We start from the raw sequence: 18,717 nt of genomic DNA on the forward strand, positions 1-18,717 counted from the left end.
ATAGTAGTAAACTGAATACCCCATTTACTTCTTTTTTCTGAATTTGCGCTGGTTCTTTTGAATGTTCCAAAATATCAACTCCTAATATACAATTTAATACGAATTTAGACTATCTTCACATGGTTTTACTAGTAGAAAGAGCAACAGTTGCAAGAATGTCCGAATCAGGTGATTTTAAAAGCTCCTGCAAGGCCAGGGCGCAAGAACCGATGACACCTGAATACGCACCGAAGGCGCCGGCAATAATTTTAGTGTCATGAGCCAATTCAGGGAAAGAATGGGATTTAACTGTTTCCTGCAGGATATCAATAAACACCGTCCACCCAGACGCCAGTTTCCCTCCTAAAAAGACAGTCTGCGGATTGTAAAAATTAACTACGTTGGCAACAGCAAGCCCCACATAAACGCCAAACTGGCGCAATAGCTTTTGAGAATAAGACCCTTCGACCTCTGCGGCCCTCATAATATCTTCAATAGTTATAATGCCTTTTTCACGAAAACAGATTGTCAGCGGATCATCACTGCCGATAAGCGGCATTTCTGATTTCACCTTGCGCAGAAGCGCAGGTATACCGCAAATAGATTCAAGACAGCCACGGTTTCCGCAGTTGCACAAAGTTCCTCCTTCCTGCATTACTATATGCCCAATTTGTCCAGTATAACCCTGGTAGCCATTTAGAATTTTATCGTCCACAATAATCCCAGCGCTGATTCCTTCACCTAAATTGATGTACGCCAAATCTCTGTATTTAATGCCACCGCCAAACCAGCGCTCAGCCAACACAGATGCCTTAGAGTTATTTTCCACGCAGACGGGCAGACCTAATTTTTCCTCTAAGAACGCTTTCAGTAAAAAGTTATCCCAACGGTGGCTTAAATTGACTGACCGTTTTACAATTCCACCACGTCCGTCAATCAAGCCTGGAAATGCAATGCCCAAGCTCAGGAAGGTCTTATCAATATTGACCGGATCGTCAATGATGCCTCTAATGGCTTCAACTAGCTCCCGCAAACCACTTTCCGGTTCAGTCATGTCAATCGCTTTTACCTGCATGCTCATCGGGTCATTTTTGAGATCGGCAATACCAAAACTTGTTTCATGCCGCGTTACCTCCACGCCAATCACATACCCTGCCCTACAATTGAATTTCAATTGCAGGGGACGCCGTCCGCCGTGAGATTCTCCTAACCCTATTTCTGTTATAAAACCCAAATCCAACAACTCACGGACAATTCCGGTTATTGCAGCTGGAGTTAAACCGGTATATTCAGATAATTGCTGGCGTGATACCGGTTCTCTTTCTTTGACAATATTCAGCACGGACATGCGGTTAATTTTTTTTACATATTTATTATTGCCCGGAGTTTTGCTCATCCCATCACTTCCTTTCAACCACAGCCAGCCGAGAGACTTATTTAACTTAATTAAGTTAAGCTATTATTATGATAATTAGCTATTTTTTTGAAAATTCCTTCTAAAAATTTTATTCTAAATTTTTTATTTTTTAAAGTGATAGCGAGACAGCGTGGAAGTGGGAGTGAAAGTGGGGATGGTTCTTTTTGTCATATTAGTTTATTTATCACTGGTTGTGAGAAAATCTTCCCGTAAAGGTGTGAAAGAGTCTACCAGAACTGAATCGTCCTCCAATGCCACAACACCATGCCAGACATTCTTGGCAGCATAGTAACAATCACCCTGTTTAGCAATTTTTGTTTCGTTGGCTACAGTAATTTCAAAACTTCCTTTAGCAACATACCCTATTTGCTCATGGTCGTCGTGCTTATGCAGAACGCCGATTCCGCCCTTATCGAAATAGAATTCTACCAGCATAATGTTGTCTCCGGCAACGAGGACCTTTTGTGACGTTTTGTCACCTGTTTTTTTTGTTTGTACATCTTGGTTGGTGATAATCAAGAAAATTCCCCCTTTATAGAACTCTATGCTATATTTCAGCATTTCCAGTTCTTACTATGAATTATATTTCTAGTTTAATATAATCTTCACACTTTGTCTTGATTGCATATTGTGATAAATTATTGTTAAATTGCGATTTCGAAAACTCTCCTCTGTGCTTTTGTGGTAAAAACTGTCTTAAAAAAGAGAACAATTATAGTGATAGCAGTATATGGGTTTAAGTTACATTCAGAATAATCCGATCAAAGCAGGACTAAGTAAAACGGCAGCTGAGTATGAATGAAGTAGTTATAATGATTATATGGGATCAACCAGTTTTATTGATGTAAATTTTGTATGGGGCATGATTACAAAATCTCAATTTATAAATTTACATAGTCAGAATTATCTAGGAGAAATGTTGGAAAGCAATATAAATAGTTTTGGTGTAACTGATACAGAAGCCATGAATATGATTAAAAAGTATGCTGTTTTTAGTAGGAGACAATCCTCCGTCCCCTGCCACCCGTCCTTTGCGTTCCTAAGTGGAGACAAGGTAGCTGCCTGATTGCCCGCAAAAAAATATATAGGAGTAGTGAAAGAAAAAATATTGATATAAGGATGAGATTATTTAATAATTACTATATAGAAATATGTACTGGAAAATGTTATATAGATAAATCGAAAAAGTGGATTTATTGCCGATAAAGGACTGTCATTTGGTAATTTATGAAAGGGGTACAATAAATGCTTAAAAACAAACGACATAATACTCAGAGTCTGTATTTTTCGGAGCAACTTATTGCCGCTTTGAAGCAAATTACTGGTTATCCCCTGACCGTTATTGAAGCACCAATGGGCTATGGAAAAACGACAGCGGTTAAAGAATACATTGCGAATCGTAATTTTGAAGTGCTTTGGCAAACAGTCTATGATAATGTAGACATGCACTTTTGGGGAAGTTTTTGTAAACTGTTTGCCGAATTGGACTTCGCCTGCTCAGTTAAGTTAACGGAAATTGGTATGCCGGAAGACAGTGTAACAAGGCGCGAGGTGGTAGATTGTATTGCTGGCATAGAACGCAAAAATACCACAATCTTGGTTATCGATGACTTCCATCTGATTACCAAGACGGAATTTCACGACTTTATCGTGTATTTGGTTAAGAATGAAATTCCTGATTTTCATGTAGTTATCACGACTCGGATGGCCTCATTTGACAAGTTGGATGAACTGAAAATAAAAGGACTTGCTCAGCATATTACGCAAATGCTCCTAGAATTGCAGCCAACTGAAATTGTGAAATATTATCAGAAGTGCGGTGTTCGGCTAAAGCAAGAAGAAGCCCACATTCTGTATGCCTATACCGAAGGCTGGGTCAGTGCCTTATACTTGTGTTTGCTGGGTTTCTTGCAAGATGGGCGATTAGAAAAGCCGGCTAACCTTCAGGAACTTTTTTCTAAGACTATTTTTCGACCGCTGTCCGGTGAACTTAAGAATTTTATGCTGCACATTTGCCTGTTTGACTATTTTACCTTGCCACAAGCTCAGGCCATGTGGCCGCAGAATAATGCACCAGTTCTATTGAGGCAGCTATTGACGCAAAATGCTTTCATTCAGTTTGATACACGTCGTCAGGTCTATCACCTGCATAATATCTTTATCGGCTACCTACGAGAGCTTTTCGCAGAGCAGGCGGAAGAAACAAAACGGAAAATCTGGCAAGCAGCGGGAGAATGGTATGCCAGTGCGGAAAACTATTTTGCGGCTATGGAAGCTTTCTATCAGGCAGGAGACTTTGATCAGCTGCTTGTTGCTGTGGAACTAGACAAAGGCAATAGTATCAATAGTGAATATAAAGAAACGATTATTCGCTATTTCAGCGAATGTCCAGAAAAAGTTAAGCAAAACCATCCTGTTGCCAGCTTAGTCTATGCTAGGGAATTGCTCATCTTTGGAGAGACAGAGTTGTTTATTCTGCACTGCCGAGAGTTGGAACAGGATATTGCTCAGATTACCGACCAGACAATGAAAAACTGGTTGGGGGGCGAACTGGAACTGGTTTATATGTTTACTAAATATAATGATATATTTGCTATGGCAGAACATGTCCATCGGGCTGATGAACTACTGCCGGGGCGGTCTAAGCTGTGTGATCATAATACGCCTTGGACCCTAGGGGCGCCTTCTGTTCTCTATATGTTTTACCGCAAAAGCGGTGAACTTCAGCAAGAAGTCAAAAGTTTGACTGCCACCATGCCGCTGTATTATAAACTGACTGCTGGTCATGGCTTAGGTGTGGAATATATAATGGAGGCCGAACAATATTATTATACTGGTGATTTAGAAAATACCGAGATTGTTAGTCACAAGGCGTTTCAGATGGCCAAGGCTGGGCGGCAGATTGGCAGTATTGTCGGTGCCTTATTTCTTCAGATCCAAGTGGCCTTTGCCCAGGGCGACTTGGCATTTGCACTGAAACTGTTGGAAGAGATGCGGGCAGAGATTAGAGCTAGCCGGCAAGTGTTGTATTTGCATACTGCTGATTTATGTGAGGCTTTTGTGTTCGCTCATTTAGGTCAACCAGACAAGATTGCCGCCTGGATTGAAGCCGGTGATTTTGCTGCTAGCCGACTTCTCGCTCCTGTCCTTGCGTACTTTAATATAATTTATGGTCGGGTGATGCTAATTAATGGGCAAGAACGGAAGTTGCTAGGTGTGGCGGATCATTTTATGGGTATTGCTGTTTTCTGCCCCAACCTGCTTAGCCAAATATACATTTACATTTATATTGCAGCGGCGAATAAAAAACTTTTCCGTAGGGAAGCGGCGCTTTCGGCACTGAGACGAGGGCTTGACATAGCGGTGTCTGATAATGTGATCATGCCATTTGTGGAAAACATGGATTTGATTGAGCCGTTGTTCGCAGAACTGAGCAGCAAGGGTATCTATCGCGAAGAAACAATGGAGATAATAAAGTTATCAAAGAGTTATCAGCAGGTGATCGCTGCTATGAACAAGACAATTGGTGGCGAGGCAGCAAAACCTAAGTTGACGGATCGAGAACGGGAGATTGCCCTTTTAGTCGTGGACGGATTGACCAATAGGGAGATTGCAGCTGGACTGAGTATTTCTGAAAATACGGTAAAGACACAGCTCAAACGCATTTTTGAAAAGCTAGGCGTCCACTCGCGGGCACTGCTAACAAAATATTTTGAATAAAAGTAATAGTGAAGTGAAAAAAAATCATTTTGTCACCCGATGGGTGATATTACTTGGGTAAAATCCCCTATACAATCATTGGTATAGGGGATTTTTGATTTGGCAGAGAGGAGGATTACATTGCTTCATATCATCAAGGTAAATGCCAGAGAACAGTATCGACTAGAAGTGCTATTAAACAACGATAACACCATCATTCTGAATATGGCTGCTAGACTAAACAGTATCCGCTTTAGTGTACTCAAAGACCAGTCTTTTTTTAAAAGTGCAACTACAGATGGTCAATATATTCGCTGGGGAAAGCAAGTGGAAATTTCGCTTAGTGAAGTATTCCATTTGGCGCAAAAATAAAATTATCAATTGAGATGATATGACGCAGATAGCCAGCGAATTTGTTTAAACCATAGGGTTCCATTACATGAAGAAAATTCAAATAGGATGTACGTTAATAAGAAGCCAGCCAAGATATGCAAGAATTTTTAAGTAATTTTCACGTTGCCGGCTAAAGGGGATTTCATGATGGATGGTATTCCTTGGATTGTAAGCAATAAAATCTATTAATAAATAAAAGATGGAGAGTGAAAAGTATGATAATCAGAATCTTGATGGTGGGAGTACTTGCGTTGTCATTATTACTTTCAGGGTGTTCAAGAAGCCCAGAGGATGCCAAGAAGGAATTATCGGATAAAAAAATTCAATACAATGAACAAAACTTTGTAAAAGCAATAGAGGAAGAAAATGTGGATGTTGTTGAGCTGTTTATTGAGGGAGGAATGAGTCCGAATGTTACGACTGCCAATGGGAGTCCGTTGCCAACCGCAGCTGCAATTGGTAATCTAGAAATAGTTAAACTTTTGGTTGAAAAAGGTGCTGATGTAAATATTAAGAGCAAAGATAAGGGGGATTTGACACCTCTGTTTGCGGCAATTCTCGGGAACGGGAAAGAAAAGCAGGATACGATTAAGTTATTGCTGGAGAAAGGTGCGGATGTGAATGCGCGTTTCATTTCAAAAGGCTTCGAAGCAACACCACTAATGATGGCGGCTGCGCAAAAGGATACTGAGATTGTTCGATTGATATTGGCAAAAAAACCAGATATCCATGCGGTGGATGCTGGTACGGGAATTACTGCTCTAATGATGGCCGTACTCAACAATAATGTTGAAAATGCAAAAGAACTTTTAGCACAGGGGGCAGATGTCAATAAAAAAGCAAAAAATAATGTTACAGCCCTTTCTCTTGCTAAACAAGAAAATAATAAGGAAATGGTGAGTGTCCTAACTAATGCGGGAGCAAAGTAATTTTTATTATGGTGCTTGAACAAAATTACGCTGAAAAAGGATGGTTGTATCAATGAAAAAAATGATTTTTATTGCAACGTTGTGTCTTTTTTTCGTAGGAGTACTGGGGCCGGTCGCCAGCGCAGGAAATCTGGATTGGGAAACAACGGAGGTTTACGAAGACATTGGTTCGATCTATGTAAAAGGGTATTTTACGAACAATATGCCCAACAAGGTGGTCGACAAGATTAATTGGTTTCAACCAAATCTTACGGTAACATTAGCAGATGGTTCGAGGATTTTTCTGGATGAGACCGCTGATTATAAACAAGATTGTTGGATTGAACCAGGCGGCAGCTCAAATATTATGTGGTTCAGAATCGCCGGTACGAATATGGAATGGGTTCGTTGGCATGTCAAGCCCAGATACAATTATCATACAATCGTACCGAAAGGATAATCAGGTTTGACTATGATAAAATAATAGTAGCTCTATACGAATGTTCCGTTGGTATTGGTGACATAAAAAACGATTGGTGTCAGCCATCAAATGGCTTCAACCTGATAGTATACTCTGAGTCTAGAGCAATTAAATCAATGGCATGACAAATTATAATATTGAGTGAGATTGTAAAAACAGCCAAAACCTCTATGAGATGAGAGGATTTAGGCTGTTTTTTTGCTAGAGTAGGGAGTGGAGTGGGTTTTGAAATGCCGGTAATGGATTTTATAAGGTTTCACTTGATAGAAATTGTTTTATCTTTGCTTCTGTATCTGATCCTGGAATGGCGGTGAATATGGACAGTTTTAAATTCGCATCTGATATAATGGCATAACTGGTAAATTCAAAATTCAATTGTCCTAAAACTGGGTGGTTGATAATTTTTACGATCTCCTCATCTTTGTTAACGTCGTGCATTGACCACCATAAAGCGAATTCTTTGCTTTCGTTTCTGAGTTCATTTATAAAATCCTCAATCCATGGATTTCCGACGAATTTTGCATGAAATGTACGAAAACAGGCAATCATCCCTTGTGCTGCGAACTCCCAATCGGCAATTGTCCTTTTATATTCCTCATTTGTAAACATAATTCGCAATAAATTACGTTTAGAAACATTAATCTTACTATAATCGAACAAAATTTTTGCAGTAGCTCTATTCCACGCAATAACATTAAAACGTACATCAAGAATAATTGCTGGAGAAAATTCTAAGTTGTCCAGGACATGCTGTAGCATGGTATTGACAGTATCATTGCAAATTGGAAAATCGACTGGTGGTGTATGTTGAGCAAGCGTGTAAAGATGTCTGGTTTCATGCTTATCAAGTAGTAAGGCTTTGGCTAAACTTTCAAGTATTTGTGAAGAAATTTGTATAGGACGTCCTTGTTCAATCCACGTATACCATGTTAAGCCGATTCCTGACAGAAGAGCGACTTCCTCCCTTCTAAGACCAGGGGTTCGACGGCGCATTCCTTCAGGCAAGCCAACCTGCGACGGCAAAATTTTTGCCCGGCGTGACTTTAAAAAATCCCCTAATTCTTTGTAACGCTGTTTTTCATCATTCATAAACTTTCACCTTTCTTTATCCTAGCAGTAGTAATACTAGTATAAATACATATCTATTACTATGATAAATTAAATGATAGTATAAATAGAATGCTAAGTAAAGATAGGGGGAATTACAAAATGAAAAAAGTGGTTGCTTTTATAGGGAGTCCAAGAAAAGAGGGTAATACAGTCACTCTTATTAAAGAAGTTATTCGAGGAGCACAAGATGCTGGTGCCGAAACAACTATTTTTAACTTGTATGATATGAACATCAAGCCTTGCCAAGGATGTTTTGTTTGTCGAAGGACTGGACAGTGTATTATACAAGATGATTTTCAGAATATGTTTAAGCATATTGTGGAAGCCGATGCTGTAGTTTTCGGCTCGCCCGTATACATGTGGCAAGTTACAGCTCAGATGAAACTGTTATGGGACAGACTTTGTGGCTTGTTCACTGAAGACTTCAAGCCTAGATATGCCGCTAAAAATTTAATCATGGTATATTCTCAAGGCAATCCAAACCCACAAGCTTTTCAAACCGCCTTTCAAACCAATGAAGCTATGTTGAAGATGCTTGGTTTACATGCAGTGAATACCATTTTACTGCCAGGTGGTAGAGAAACTAATGCCGCAGCGAATAATAAAGAGCTTTTATCAAAAGCGTATGAAGCAGGAGCCGCAATTTAAATATCTAATAATCGCGCAATATTTCCACCTAAAACCTCTTTTAAAATCTGCTTGTCATGAACAATCTGTTCTAATATCGTACGGGTGGCAAGCGGTGAAGCGTAGGGAGCATCTGAACTAAAGAGGGTACGTTCGGGATATTCTTGAATAGCAAAGAACGGTGCTATGGTCGTAAAGGTTGCCGACAAATCAAGGTAAATATTGGGCAGACTCCGTACTGCTTTCAGTGTATCTAGCCAATGTATTCCGCCTAAGTGTCCTACGATTAAAGGTACAGTCGAATATTTTTGGGCTAAGTAAAGAAGCTCTTTGATGTCAGCAAAATTTAAAGGAAAAAAAGTATGAACCCAAAGGGGGAGATCGCCGGATTCATGAGATGCCTGAAACAGTGGATCTAGCTTTCCTACTTGTCCTGAACCGGGTGCAAGTTCTCCAATCCCCTTAAAATTATTTGCTAAAATATAGTTATTGATCCACTCCAGATTTTCTTCATAAGACAGTCCAAGCGGAATGGGGCCAAAGCCAATATACTTCTTAGGGTTACTTTTGATTGTTTCTGCCAGTTCTGTGATTGACTCTATTCTTTCTTGGACTGGATTTTTTCTTCCATTTAAAATATCATATAAGTTTTTCAACTCAGTTGAAAAATCATCCATAGTTTGTGCCGTTTCCGGATGAATTGTCGTAGCAAATAAAATAGTACGGTCTATGCCTGCCTGTTTCATCATATCTATTTGCCGATCCTTCGGCAGCATTACATGTGCATGACTATCAATAATCATAAAAGTTCTCCTTTTTAGTTTCTTTCAAGTTCATTAATACGCTCCTTTAGGCGGAGTTTTATATTTTGTAACACGGAAAGCTGCTTATTTACTTCTTCTAGCTTGGTTTTATAGAGTTCATAGGCTGCCTTGCATAATGGTCTGTTTGAGAGTGAAGTTGGACAATCAATAATGTGGGTAATATCCTCTGTCGTTAGTCCAAGACTCAGATATAACTGAATGGTTTTTACTTTTTGGATCGTTGTTTCGTCATAATCACGATAACCATTTTCAAGCCTGTTCGCATTAATTAAATTTTTGGTTTCATAATATCGCAATGAACGAATACTTGCCCCGGTTTTTAAAGATAATTCTTTGATAAGCATCTTTAGTTCCCCTCCATTTTTATTATAAGCTATGACATCAATGTTATAGTCAATCAAAAATTTTGGCTTTGTCTTTTAAAAAATACTGCACTAACTTTCTTAGTGAGACAGACAGGTTTTCGATAATTGCTGAAGAGGATATGCAGAGTCCTGCAGAGGAATTCTTGCCGTTAAAATAAATATCCCCCGATCTGATCGAGGGATATTACTAACGTTATATTCGATATTAAATACTGTCCAGGTTACTTCTCTTCCTTGATGTCTGACGGGCAGTTGGTAAGAGCATCCGGCTTACCGCTAGTTGTAGTTCGAATGGCAGCCGTTATATCTGCTAAAAACCTGCTGGCAAACTCTAATTCACTTTGACTATACGCACTAAAAATTTTTTTGAAAAATTCTTCTGCTTCCTTGTGCAAGGTTTCATGAAAGTCAAAAACCTTTCTCCCCAGCGGCTTTAAGCGGTAGTAGATTTCTTTCTGGTTATCTGTCAGACGATAAGCTTCAATCATATTTTTCTTAATTAATTTGGTTGTTATCTTGGAAATACCGCCTTTAGTGATAGTTAATTTTTTGGCAATCGCCGTTGTGTTGAACAGTTCGTTGCGCTCAATACAATCAATTACATGACATTCCGCCAAAGAGATGCTTACATTACGTAGTTCTTCATGCCCTTGCTCCAGTAGGACAGTGCCTAAGGCTTGCTTCTTATATTCTTCCAGATCATTATAATGGTAGATTAAGACTTGAAACTCGTTAATTAAATTTTCAACTTTTCGTTCTTTGCTTTGCATATTATCAACCTAACTTTTACATATGTTATTTGTAATTAGAAATATTTTTTATTATACAGCATATAAAGATATAAAGCCAAGCGCAAATTGTTTCCTCGTCAACAAAAATATAGTTGACATGGAAACAATAATCTTTTATAATAAAATTGTTTCCATGGAAACTAACGATGCTGCAAGGAGCGATATATAATGAAAATTGATTTGACAGTTACTGTTACCGAAGAAATTAGAAAGTTAATGGAGGATATGACTGCTACTGCTCAAATACCCCCTTATATTCAATTTGGTCATCTCGGCACTCACTTCGATGTTATGGACAAAAAATTTCCGCTGGAGAATACTGAAAGAAGAGGAATACTGTTTGATGTCAGTCACGTGAAAGAAAGAGAAATTGAAGCAGGCGATATCAATATTGACAAAATTACTGAACACGATTTTGTTATATTTTATACTGGATGCCTAAAAGAAAAGAAGTTCGCAACTCCTGAATATCTCCAAACCCATCTCGAATTATCCAATGGGTTAATAACCGATCTTATAAATAAAAAAGTAAGCATGATTGGTATTGACTTTCCTGGTATCCGTAAACCTGCCGAGCATCCCCAGGCTGATCAGTATTGTGCTGATCATGGAATCTTTGTAATTGAGAATCTGGCCAATCTGGATGTATTGCTTGCAGCGGTTAAAGGTCAGGCATTCCTGTTACATACTTATCCAGTCAACTATGAGGGGCTGACAGGATTACCCTGCCGGGTTGTTGCAGAAGTTGAATAGGATATAGACCAGCTAACTTGTACCGCCCCTAAATTTGTCGACTCCAATGGCCGTGTTTGTCCCAAAAGTAATGGCATGCTGCAAAGTAGGCAGCATGCCATTTAAATTTATGAGCCAACTGATCTGATTTCAAGTTTGCTGACTCTTAGTTCAATAAGAGATTAAATAATTTCTAGTCGTCAATGCCTTAAATCAATAGTCACAAGCTTTATTGCTAACCGTAAACTGAAGTTAGTTCGGGGACGCCTTTTTCTCTTTTTCAAAAGAAACCCTTCCTGGCTCTATATATTAATACTTTTTTCGTATATTCTTTTAGGTGCTTTTATTGTAAGTACTATAAGCAACGAAATTGAATATTTTATAACAGTTTTGCAGGATACATCATGCATCATGCAGAAAAGTGGAATAGCCTAATAGTAGGTTGTCGCTTTCTCCATTGCTCGTTTTCTAAATAATGAGAGGCAGGGAGGTGTTCTATTTTGCAAAAACGACTAGGTTTTTTAATCGATCTGGGGAAGTGTGTTGGTTGCAAGAGTTGTGAAATCGCTTGCATGAATGAGCACCAGTTTAGTCGGACAAGATATCGACGCGTGCTCAATATTGGCCCTGGTAATCAGGTATTTGAATTTTTATCATTGTCTTGCAATCATTGTCTGAACCCAGAGTGTATTCGTGTATGCACAGAACGCTGTTACAAAAAACGTCGCGATGGAATCGTATTGAATGATTCAACACGTTGCAATGGTTGCCAGAGATGCGAAGGAGCATGTCCGTTTTCTGTTCCTAAAATGAATCCTCAAACGAAAAAGGTGAGCAAATGTAATTTTTGCAGTGAACTTATTGATCAGGGCTTGGAACCTGCTTGTGTTTCTGTTTGCATTGTTGGTGCTTTGCGTGTAGTTAATTTGATGCAGCCTCTGCCTTTTGGCTCTCAGCAAACATTACCGAACTTCCCAATGATCCAGTTTACTAAGCCGTCTATTCGTTTTTTATTGCCGAAGAATCCAATCTGTTTTGGGAGGATTTCATAGATGGATGAGCGAGAGGGAAAACCGTGCTGTACAGTACAGGAATTATTGGCAATTGAACCGCTGAATAAGTCTGTAATCGCTGCCGGGTGGCTGGGGAAACAGCGAAAAATTTCCAAAGTAGTTGAAATGAGGGCGACAAGCAACATAGCAGGATTAGAGGATACACTGGTTATTGTTTATCCAGATGAAAAAGTATCCGCTTGCGAAAGTGTAATTGAGTTATGTTTGCGCAGTTCTGCAGCTGCTATATTGATTGTCAACCCAAAACAGATATTGTCACAGCGCTTATTAGACGCAGCGGAAACATATCAGATACCGCTCTTATTTCATTATCAGCCTATTGATGAAACCGATGTTGTATTTTCGTTGGAACTTGTAGTAAAGCTAAAAGACAAAGATAAGTTAATCGACTTTGCTGAAAATAGTGGACTTCATCAAGTTACTACTATATTGCAAACCGATTTGCCCACATTTCTAAAAGGGCTCAGCACATATCTGCAAACTACAGTTGCTCTTGTCAATTCGGTCTTTCAAATAGCAGATTATTGCATCAAGGGTGAGAAGATCAAAGAAGATGAATTGAGTAAAATTACCAAAAGGATCTGTCGGCAATATCACCAGCACGAACTAAACCCAAATTTGCAGAATCGCTACCGTGGTGATGTCTGTACGGAAGTTGGGGAACTTATTCATTACTATATTAATAAACTGCAGATTGGTGACCGAATGTTTGGATTTCTATTAGTTTTTAAAACCGGGGATCACCTCAATGGATTGGACTTGTGCAGGATGCGTCAAACAGGCCTGCTGTGCACCAAAGAATTGATGAATCAAAATAATATAAAAAAAATAGAAATGAAATATAAAGATCAATTTATTTATGATTTACTTTACAACAATTTTGAAAATGAGAAAGTATTAGTGCAGCGTGGCCAGTACTGGGGATGGAATCTGAGGGTTCCGCAGCAACTTTTCATTATTGAGCCTGACGATTACAAAAGGCAAATCAATAAAGAACAGTTACTGGAAGAGCTAATTCTGGTAGCGCAGTCGTTTTTAAAGGGTAAGTTCCAGCAATTTATTATTGCTGAGCAACAGGAGCAGGTTTTAGTCATCGTTCCAGTCATCGCGGAAGATGCTAAGACATGCCGGAAAAATATCAAGAACATAACAACGCTGCTGCAAGAGAATATTCGGGAGGCTCTGCCTGATCTTGGTGTCTCGATCGGCATTGGCAAATTTTATTCAACAGGGGCTGACTTATGCCGCAGTTATCAAGAAGCCAAACAAGCCTTGGAACTGGGGCGATTTATTCGCGACAAAGGGCATATTACCCATTTTGAAGATTTGGGCATCATTCGTCTGTTGGCTCATATCAGTATGGAGCAACTTGATGATTTTTATAAGGAATATCTACAGGCAGTTATTGATTATGATGGGAAAAACAATACAAACTTTTTGGAAATACTACAAACTTATTTTGGAATGAATGGTGATTTTAATCTTACAGCAGAAAAGCTATTTATGCATCCGAATACCCTGCGAAACCGTTTGAAGAAGATCGAGGAAATTCTTGATACTGATTTTCAACAAATGGAGAATTTGCTTACGTTATCCGTTGCTTGCAAAATCAGCAAAATATGCAAAACCGGTCTTTAAGACTGGTTTGTTTTTTTTTCTATAAAATCTGAAAAAATTGATAATTTATTACAAAACAGGCCTCATTGCTGTACGGTATAATGAAAACAGAAGATGATGGAGGTGGGGCGATTGTTACATAACGATTTACGTTACTTTCTTGTATTATCGGTAGTGATGGCTGTGACTCTTACAGCATGTGGGAAAGCTACGGATGGTGTCAAAGTACAACTTGATAGCGGTGTTGTCAATGAAAACTATCAAGGGGTAGCAAAACCTGTTGTTGAAAAGAAGTTAAAACTATCGAGTGAAGAACTGACGAATGGAATACAAAAGGCTCCTATAAAATCCAGTACTAGGCAGCAACTCACTCCGGACGTTCAGGTAACAGACACTACAGGTAAGGATAAAGAGGGGCAGGTGAAGGAGGATAATGCTGCAAAACCACAAGTTTAATATGTTAAAAGAATTAGAAACTCGTTACTGCATATATTCTTTATTCAAGAAGTATTATCAGGGTGATTGGCAAGAAATAGGTCAAGCCTTACAAGCAGCTAGCGGCCACCAGAATGATCATTGGCAAGGTGCAGAGCCAGTGTTCAATCGTTTGCTAAAAAAACTATCAGAGATGAGTCTTGTTATCGATGAAAATTCGGTATATGAATATAACAAATTGTTTGTTGGTCCAGGAAAGTTACTGGCACCGCCATTTGAAAGTTCTTATCGCAATAAGCTCGGCCTTGTCATGCAAGAAGAAACACTTGCTGTACGTAATTTTTATAAAAAGATCGGTGTGGAAGTGAAAGCGAAAAACAGTATACCCGATGATCATTTAGTCTTAGAGTTGGAGTTTATCTGCTACCTATTGGCACAAGCCGCAAAGAAAACAGAAAGCGAGCACATAGAAGCCCCAAATGAGTATTTAATATTGTATAAATTGTTTTTTATTGAGCATATCAAGCCTTGGTTGTATGAGCATTGCAACGATGTTTTGCAGCATGCGGTAAATCCATTCTGTCTTGGAATGGCAGAGATATTTGAGGAGTTTTTACAAGGCGAAGAACGGAAAATCTCAATTTAAGGAGGGCGTAAAATGGATAAAAAATACGCAATAACGAGACGCTCATTTTTGAAGAACTCAGCAGTTGCAGCAGCATCTTTTGGATTTGGCAGTTCAATCTGTGATTTCTTTTTTTCGGGACTTACGCCGGTTACCGCTGCTGAAGTGAGTATTGGCAAAAATTTTTTTAATGCTTGTCCACGCAATTGTTATGATACATGTTCTATTGTGTCAACCGTCAAAGATGGTGTATTAACAAAAGTAGAAGGCAGCACGATTAGTTCTTATACCCGGGGAAAATTGTGTGCCAAAGGATATAGTTACACGCGTAGTGTCTATAGTCCAGATCGGATTAAATATCCTATGAAGCAAAAGGTTCGGGGATCAGGCAATTGGGAAAGAATTAGCTGGGAGCAAGCTTATACAGAGATTGCCCAGAAGATATTAGCAATCAAAAAAGAATATGGCAGTACCCTGCCAATTTGTTTGAATAAGTATTCCGGGAATTTTGATATTATGCATTATGGCATTGAAGGAATGTTAACCAGCATTGGTAACACAACTAGGGCAACAGGAACACCATGCTGGCCAGCAGGCATTGACGCTCAGACGTTTGATTTTGGGACCATTTACTGCAATGATCCTGAAGATATTGTAAATTCAAAGTATCTGATCATCTGGGGCGCCAATCCTTCATGGTGTTCTGTTCACTCCATGTATTTTGTTAAAGAGGCGCAGAAACGTGGTTGTAAATTGATTGTTATTGATCCAATTATGACTCAGACTGCTTCCCAGGCTGATATGTATATTCAAATTAAACCAAGTACTGATGGGGCTTTAGCACTGGGAATGGCGCGTTATATTTTCGATAATGAACTTTATGATGGAGAATGGCTGGCAAAAAACAGCAAAGGGGCTGAAGAGTTTTTCAGTTATTTACAAAAGAATATTACCATCGAATGGGCAGCTGAAAAGACCGGCATACCAATACATGTCATTGAAAGCATGGCTCGTGAGTATGCCACAACGAAACCAGCCAATATCTGGATTGGATATGGCATGCAACGTCATACCAATGGCGGGCAGAATGTGAGGGCCATTGACGCTCTGGCAGCGATTACTGGAAATATTGGCAAGTCAGGCGGCGGGGCTCAGTACGCTCAGTTACAAACATGGGGATTCCAATATCACGCCATGGTGCAAAAGAAACCAGAAAATAGTGGAGGAATAGCGGACAGAGCCATTAATATCAATAACTTTGGCGCTGAAGTGTTAAATGCAAATGAACCTCCGATAAAAATGATGTGGATTGCTTGTCGAAACCCCATATCCCAAGATCCAGAAACAGCTGTGGTAAAAAAGGCATTTGAAGCCATGGATCTTGTTGTAACAGCAGATATGTATATGAACCCTACTGTGGAAATGTCAGATATCGTTTTGCCAGTTACGACCACCTTTGAAACACCAGGGGTCAATGTATCTTACTGGCATTACTGGATGAGCCTCAATGAGCAGGCCATTACGCCCATGTACGAGTCGAAGAATGATGTGACAATCGCGATGGAATTATCAGCAAAACTAAATGAACTGGAAAAAGGATCATGCACATTCCCCGTTTCTGGCAACTTAGAAGAATGGGTTGGGAAAGAGTTTAATGACGGTATTTATAAACAGTTTGGGATTAAAGACTGGAAGGAATTGAAGAAAGGGCCTGTAAAAGCCAAAACAGGCTTGATTGCTTGGCAGGATGGGAAATTTAAGACGCCTTCCGGCAAATATGAACTCTGGTCAGATGAGGCCAAGAAATTTGGGCATTTCCCTTTGCCTGTATATGTAGAAGAAATGCAGCCTGATAACAAATTTCCATTACGATGTATATCTTCCCATTGGAAGTTAAATATTCATAGCCAATTTCAAAATTTAGATTGGATGGCTGCCATCAATAACGAGCCATGTTTAGAAATTCATCCGATTGTAGCCAATAAGTTTGGTATTCAAGACAAGGATCAGGTGAAAATGTACAATGACATTGGTTATATCACTTTGCCGGCCAAGGTAACAGAAACCGTTTCCCCTGATATTGTCGTTGTCTATGAGGCTTGGTATAAAGGTAAAAATTTTAATGTTAACTATACGGTTAAGGCCATCCCTGCCGATATGGGGAAAAAAGCAACTGGGTCGCCAGGTATTGCCTTCCATGATAATTTCGTCGCAATAAAAAAAGTGTAATAAGGAGGATTTAATATGGTCAAAAAGGCATTTGTTGTAAAGAGTGATCGCTGCGCAGGCTGCCATGCCTGTGAGATGGCGTGTAAAAATGAATATCAGCTGGAACCTGCAATCCGCTGGCGTAAAGTATATCCGTTGCCAGAGAGTGAATTTGGAATGCCTGGCAGATATTTTGCCTCTCTTGCTTGTAATCATTGCGAAGATCCTGCGTGCCTTAATGCATGTCCAGCGAAGGCTTATACCAAGCGAAAAGACGGAATCGTTGTTCATCATAAAGAACGGTGTATTGGCTGTAAGATGTGTATGTTAGCTTGTCCATACAAAGTCCCTGCATTTAATGAAAAAACAAAAAAAGTAGAGAAATGTCATATGTGCGCTGCCAAGCAGGATAACGGTGAAATGCCAGCTTGTGTTGCTGGATGTCCGATGGAAGCGCTAGCGATTGTGAACCTAGAAGAAGTTAATTTAGATAAAACCCGCAGCTCTCTTCCAGGCTTTCCCGATATTTCAATCACTAAACCGACTACACGGTTTATAAAGCCAACCCTCGGAATCCAGGTTAGGAGGGATCAATAATGGGTGAGTGGGCATTGGTCTTGTTTACGGTATTGTCACAAATGGCGGCAGGTGCTTTTGTTACTCTCTGGGTACTTGATCAAAGGACAAAAAAAATCGATGCTGCGGTGGGAGCTTTTGCCGCAAAGGGGATTGTGATCATCATCGGCATCGGTTTAGCAGCATCGACTGGCCATCTAGGACATCCACTAGAAGCTTATCGTGCTTTAAGCCATATTGGTACATCCTGGCTTAGTGCAGAAGTATTATTGTTTGGTATGTTTTTTGTGATGGTACTGGTTAATTGCTACCAGTGGCAGCGAGGAATTGACAGGAAATTTACTGGTGCAGTTGGCGCTGCTATTGCTTTATTAGCGGTAATGTCTTCGGGAATGATTTATGTTTTACCAGCAAGGCCTGCGTGGAATCATTTTGGACCTGTGTTGTTCTTTTTGCTAACAGCGGCTGTATTAGGACCATTGTTGATTTCCGTTCTGTTTAAAATGAAAAACTATGTAGTAGGTAAAAATGTATATCTTTTTGAAGGTGCAGTCTTGGTTATCGGTTTAATTAACTTTCTGCTGTACCTGTCTATGTTGATGTCGATGGGCGATGTAGCGACCTTGACGGGCAAGAACATGATCATGAGTGCTGCTTTTTGGCCGCGTATACTAGCAGGTTGGCTGGTGCCGATTGGTGTCATTGCTTATACTGCTTTGCAGAGGGAATGGAATATATCCCGATTAATGATAGCTTTGTTTGTACTAACCTTTATCGGAGAAGTTTTGGGGCGCGGGATGTTTTTTGGTTCAGCAACAGCCTTAACTATATTTGGTTTTTAATAATAAGATAAAGGT

19 protein-coding genes are annotated in these 18,717 nt (G+C 39.6%); 13 read left to right on the forward strand and 6 right to left on the reverse strand.

What is annotated here, in order from left to right; genetic code table 11:
- Positions 1–115 precede the first annotated feature (115 nt).
- Both ACAN52_RS12135 and ACAN52_RS12140 read right to left on the reverse strand, forming a co-directional pair.
- Positions 116–1,375, reverse strand: a complete 1,260-nt coding sequence (locus ACAN52_RS12135) for an ROK family protein (RefSeq protein ID WP_378955065.1) — start codon at positions 1,373–1,375, stop codon at positions 116–118.
- Between the two features lie 198 nt (positions 1,376–1,573).
- Positions 1,574–1,915, reverse strand: coding sequence for a cupin domain-containing protein (locus tag ACAN52_RS12140; RefSeq protein ID WP_378955066.1), 342 nt, complete (start codon positions 1,913–1,915; stop codon positions 1,574–1,576).
- A 726-nt stretch (positions 1,916–2,641) separates the two neighbouring features.
- Between ACAN52_RS12140 and ACAN52_RS12145 the strand changes: the two genes are divergently transcribed.
- The 4 genes from ACAN52_RS12145 to ACAN52_RS12160 all read left to right on the forward strand — a co-directional run bounded on the left by ACAN52_RS12145 (position 2,642) and on the right by ACAN52_RS12160 (position 6,856).
- Complete coding sequence (locus tag ACAN52_RS12145; RefSeq protein WP_378955068.1) at positions 2,642–5,116, forward strand: LuxR C-terminal-related transcriptional regulator; 2,475 nt, start codon at positions 2,642–2,644, stop codon at positions 5,114–5,116.
- Between the two features lie 99 nt (positions 5,117–5,215).
- Positions 5,216–5,467, forward strand: coding sequence for a hypothetical protein (locus ACAN52_RS12150; RefSeq protein WP_378955069.1), 252 nt, complete (start codon positions 5,216–5,218; stop codon positions 5,465–5,467).
- 272 nt (positions 5,468–5,739) lie between these two features.
- Positions 5,740–6,417: an ankyrin repeat domain-containing protein gene (locus ACAN52_RS12155; RefSeq protein WP_378955072.1), complete on the forward strand. Its 678-nt coding sequence runs from the start codon at positions 5,740–5,742 to the stop codon at positions 6,415–6,417.
- A 52-nt stretch (positions 6,418–6,469) separates the two neighbouring features.
- Positions 6,470–6,856 carry a hypothetical protein gene (locus tag ACAN52_RS12160; RefSeq protein ID WP_378955073.1) on the forward strand — a complete coding sequence of 129 codons (387 nt, stop codon included), beginning with the start codon at positions 6,470–6,472 and terminating at the stop codon, positions 6,854–6,856.
- A gap of 267 nt (positions 6,857–7,123) precedes the next feature.
- Here ACAN52_RS12160 and ACAN52_RS12165 read toward each other — a convergent pair whose 3' ends face one another.
- On the reverse strand, positions 7,124–7,966 hold the full coding sequence (locus ACAN52_RS12165) for a helix-turn-helix transcriptional regulator (protein ID WP_378955074.1): 843 nt from the start codon (positions 7,964–7,966) through the stop codon (positions 7,124–7,126).
- A gap of 120 nt (positions 7,967–8,086) precedes the next feature.
- Here ACAN52_RS12165 and ACAN52_RS12170 point away from each other — a divergent pair, with 120 nt between their 5' ends.
- A complete protein-coding gene (locus ACAN52_RS12170; protein ID WP_378955075.1) occupies positions 8,087–8,635 on the forward strand; it encodes a flavodoxin family protein in 549 nt (182 codons plus the stop codon).
- Here the strand turns inward: ACAN52_RS12170 and ACAN52_RS12175 are convergent.
- The 3 genes from ACAN52_RS12175 to ACAN52_RS12185 all read right to left on the reverse strand — a co-directional run bounded on the left by ACAN52_RS12175 (position 8,632) and on the right by ACAN52_RS12185 (position 10,573).
- Positions 8,632–9,417 (reverse strand): amidohydrolase family protein, encoded by a 786-nt coding sequence (locus tag ACAN52_RS12175; RefSeq protein WP_378955076.1) that lies wholly within the window; start codon positions 9,415–9,417, stop codon positions 8,632–8,634. The two genes, ACAN52_RS12170 and ACAN52_RS12175, sit on opposite strands and share 4 nt — an antisense overlap.
- 14 nt (positions 9,418–9,431) lie before the next feature.
- Entirely contained in the window at positions 9,432–9,782 is a 351-nt protein-coding gene (locus ACAN52_RS12180; RefSeq protein WP_378955077.1) for a MerR family transcriptional regulator, read from the reverse strand.
- Positions 9,783–10,024: 242 nt separating this feature from the next.
- A complete protein-coding gene (locus ACAN52_RS12185; protein WP_378955079.1) occupies positions 10,025–10,573 on the reverse strand; it encodes a MarR family transcriptional regulator in 549 nt (182 codons plus the stop codon).
- 189 nt (positions 10,574–10,762) lie between these two features.
- On the opposite strand from ACAN52_RS12185, the gene ACAN52_RS12190 reads away from it, so the two are divergent.
- The 8 genes from ACAN52_RS12190 (at position 10,763) to ACAN52_RS12225 (ending at position 18,702) form a co-directional block, all read left to right on the forward strand.
- Complete coding sequence (locus tag ACAN52_RS12190; RefSeq protein WP_378955080.1) at positions 10,763–11,347, forward strand: cyclase family protein; 585 nt, start codon at positions 10,763–10,765, stop codon at positions 11,345–11,347.
- Positions 11,348–11,826: 479 nt separating this feature from the next.
- Positions 11,827–12,378 carry a 4Fe-4S dicluster domain-containing protein gene (locus ACAN52_RS12195; RefSeq protein WP_378955082.1) on the forward strand — a complete coding sequence of 184 codons (552 nt, stop codon included), beginning with the start codon at positions 11,827–11,829 and terminating at the stop codon, positions 12,376–12,378.
- Positions 12,379–14,037: a helix-turn-helix domain-containing protein gene (locus ACAN52_RS12200; RefSeq protein WP_378955084.1), complete on the forward strand. Its 1,659-nt coding sequence runs from the start codon at positions 12,379–12,381 to the stop codon at positions 14,035–14,037.
- A gap of 111 nt (positions 14,038–14,148) precedes the next feature.
- Positions 14,149–14,472, forward strand: a complete 324-nt coding sequence (locus ACAN52_RS12205; protein ID WP_378955086.1) for a hypothetical protein — start codon at positions 14,149–14,151, stop codon at positions 14,470–14,472.
- Positions 14,450–15,097: a molecular chaperone gene (locus ACAN52_RS12210; RefSeq protein ID WP_378955087.1), complete on the forward strand. Its 648-nt coding sequence runs from the start codon at positions 14,450–14,452 to the stop codon at positions 15,095–15,097. The genes ACAN52_RS12205 and ACAN52_RS12210 overlap by 23 nt, the downstream gene beginning before the upstream one ends.
- A gap of 12 nt (positions 15,098–15,109) precedes the next feature.
- Complete coding sequence (locus tag ACAN52_RS12215) at positions 15,110–17,305, forward strand: molybdopterin-dependent oxidoreductase (RefSeq protein ID WP_378955089.1); 2,196 nt, start codon at positions 15,110–15,112, stop codon at positions 17,303–17,305.
- Between the two features lie 15 nt (positions 17,306–17,320).
- Positions 17,321–17,881: a 4Fe-4S dicluster domain-containing protein gene (locus tag ACAN52_RS12220; protein ID WP_378955090.1), complete on the forward strand. Its 561-nt coding sequence runs from the start codon at positions 17,321–17,323 to the stop codon at positions 17,879–17,881.
- The gene (locus ACAN52_RS12225; RefSeq protein ID WP_378955092.1) at positions 17,881–18,702 is read left to right on the forward strand and encodes a dimethyl sulfoxide reductase anchor subunit family protein; all 822 of its coding nucleotides are present in this window, start codon (positions 17,881–17,883) and stop codon (positions 18,700–18,702) included. The genes ACAN52_RS12220 and ACAN52_RS12225 overlap by 1 nt, the downstream gene beginning before the upstream one ends.
- Positions 18,703–18,717: the final 15 nt, after the last annotated feature.

The sequence above is a fragment of the Pelosinus sp. sgz500959 genome (assembly GCF_042610375.1).
Taxonomy (GTDB): domain Bacteria; phylum Bacillota; class Negativicutes; order DSM-13327; family DSM-13327; genus CTSoil-075.

What these genes read in the sequence shown, in the direction of transcription:
- ACAN52_RS12135 (WP_378955065.1), bottom strand. Translation starts at nt 1,375, where the DNA reads ATGAGCAAAACTCCGGGCAATAATAAATATGTAAAAAAAATTAACCGC.
- ACAN52_RS12145 (WP_378955068.1), top strand. Translation starts at nt 2,642, where the DNA reads ATGCTTAAAAACAAACGACATAATACTCAGAGTCTGTATTTTTCGGAG.
- ACAN52_RS12160 (WP_378955073.1), top strand. Translation starts at nt 6,470, where the DNA reads ATGAAAAAAATGATTTTTATTGCAACGTTGTGTCTTTTTTTCGTAGGA.
- ACAN52_RS12165 (WP_378955074.1), bottom strand. Translation starts at nt 7,966, where the DNA reads ATGAATGATGAAAAACAGCGTTACAAAGAATTAGGGGATTTTTTAAAG.
- ACAN52_RS12170 (WP_378955075.1), top strand. Translation starts at nt 8,087, where the DNA reads ATGAAAAAAGTGGTTGCTTTTATAGGGAGTCCAAGAAAAGAGGGTAAT.
- ACAN52_RS12175 (WP_378955076.1), bottom strand. Translation starts at nt 9,417, where the DNA reads ATGATTATTGATAGTCATGCACATGTAATGCTGCCGAAGGATCGGCAA.
- ACAN52_RS12180 (WP_378955077.1), bottom strand. Translation starts at nt 9,782, where the DNA reads ATGCTTATCAAAGAATTATCTTTAAAAACCGGGGCAAGTATTCGTTCA.
- ACAN52_RS12185 (WP_378955079.1), bottom strand. Translation starts at nt 10,573, where the DNA reads ATGCAAAGCAAAGAACGAAAAGTTGAAAATTTAATTAACGAGTTTCAA.
- ACAN52_RS12190 (WP_378955080.1), top strand. Translation starts at nt 10,763, where the DNA reads ATGAAAATTGATTTGACAGTTACTGTTACCGAAGAAATTAGAAAGTTA.
- ACAN52_RS12200 (WP_378955084.1), top strand. Translation starts at nt 12,379, where the DNA reads ATGGATGAGCGAGAGGGAAAACCGTGCTGTACAGTACAGGAATTATTG.
- ACAN52_RS12210 (WP_378955087.1), top strand. Translation starts at nt 14,450, where the DNA reads ATGCTGCAAAACCACAAGTTTAATATGTTAAAAGAATTAGAAACTCGT.
- ACAN52_RS12215 (WP_378955089.1), top strand. Translation starts at nt 15,110, where the DNA reads ATGGATAAAAAATACGCAATAACGAGACGCTCATTTTTGAAGAACTCA.
- ACAN52_RS12220 (WP_378955090.1), top strand. Translation starts at nt 17,321, where the DNA reads ATGGTCAAAAAGGCATTTGTTGTAAAGAGTGATCGCTGCGCAGGCTGC.
- ACAN52_RS12225 (WP_378955092.1), top strand. Translation starts at nt 17,881, where the DNA reads ATGGGTGAGTGGGCATTGGTCTTGTTTACGGTATTGTCACAAATGGCG.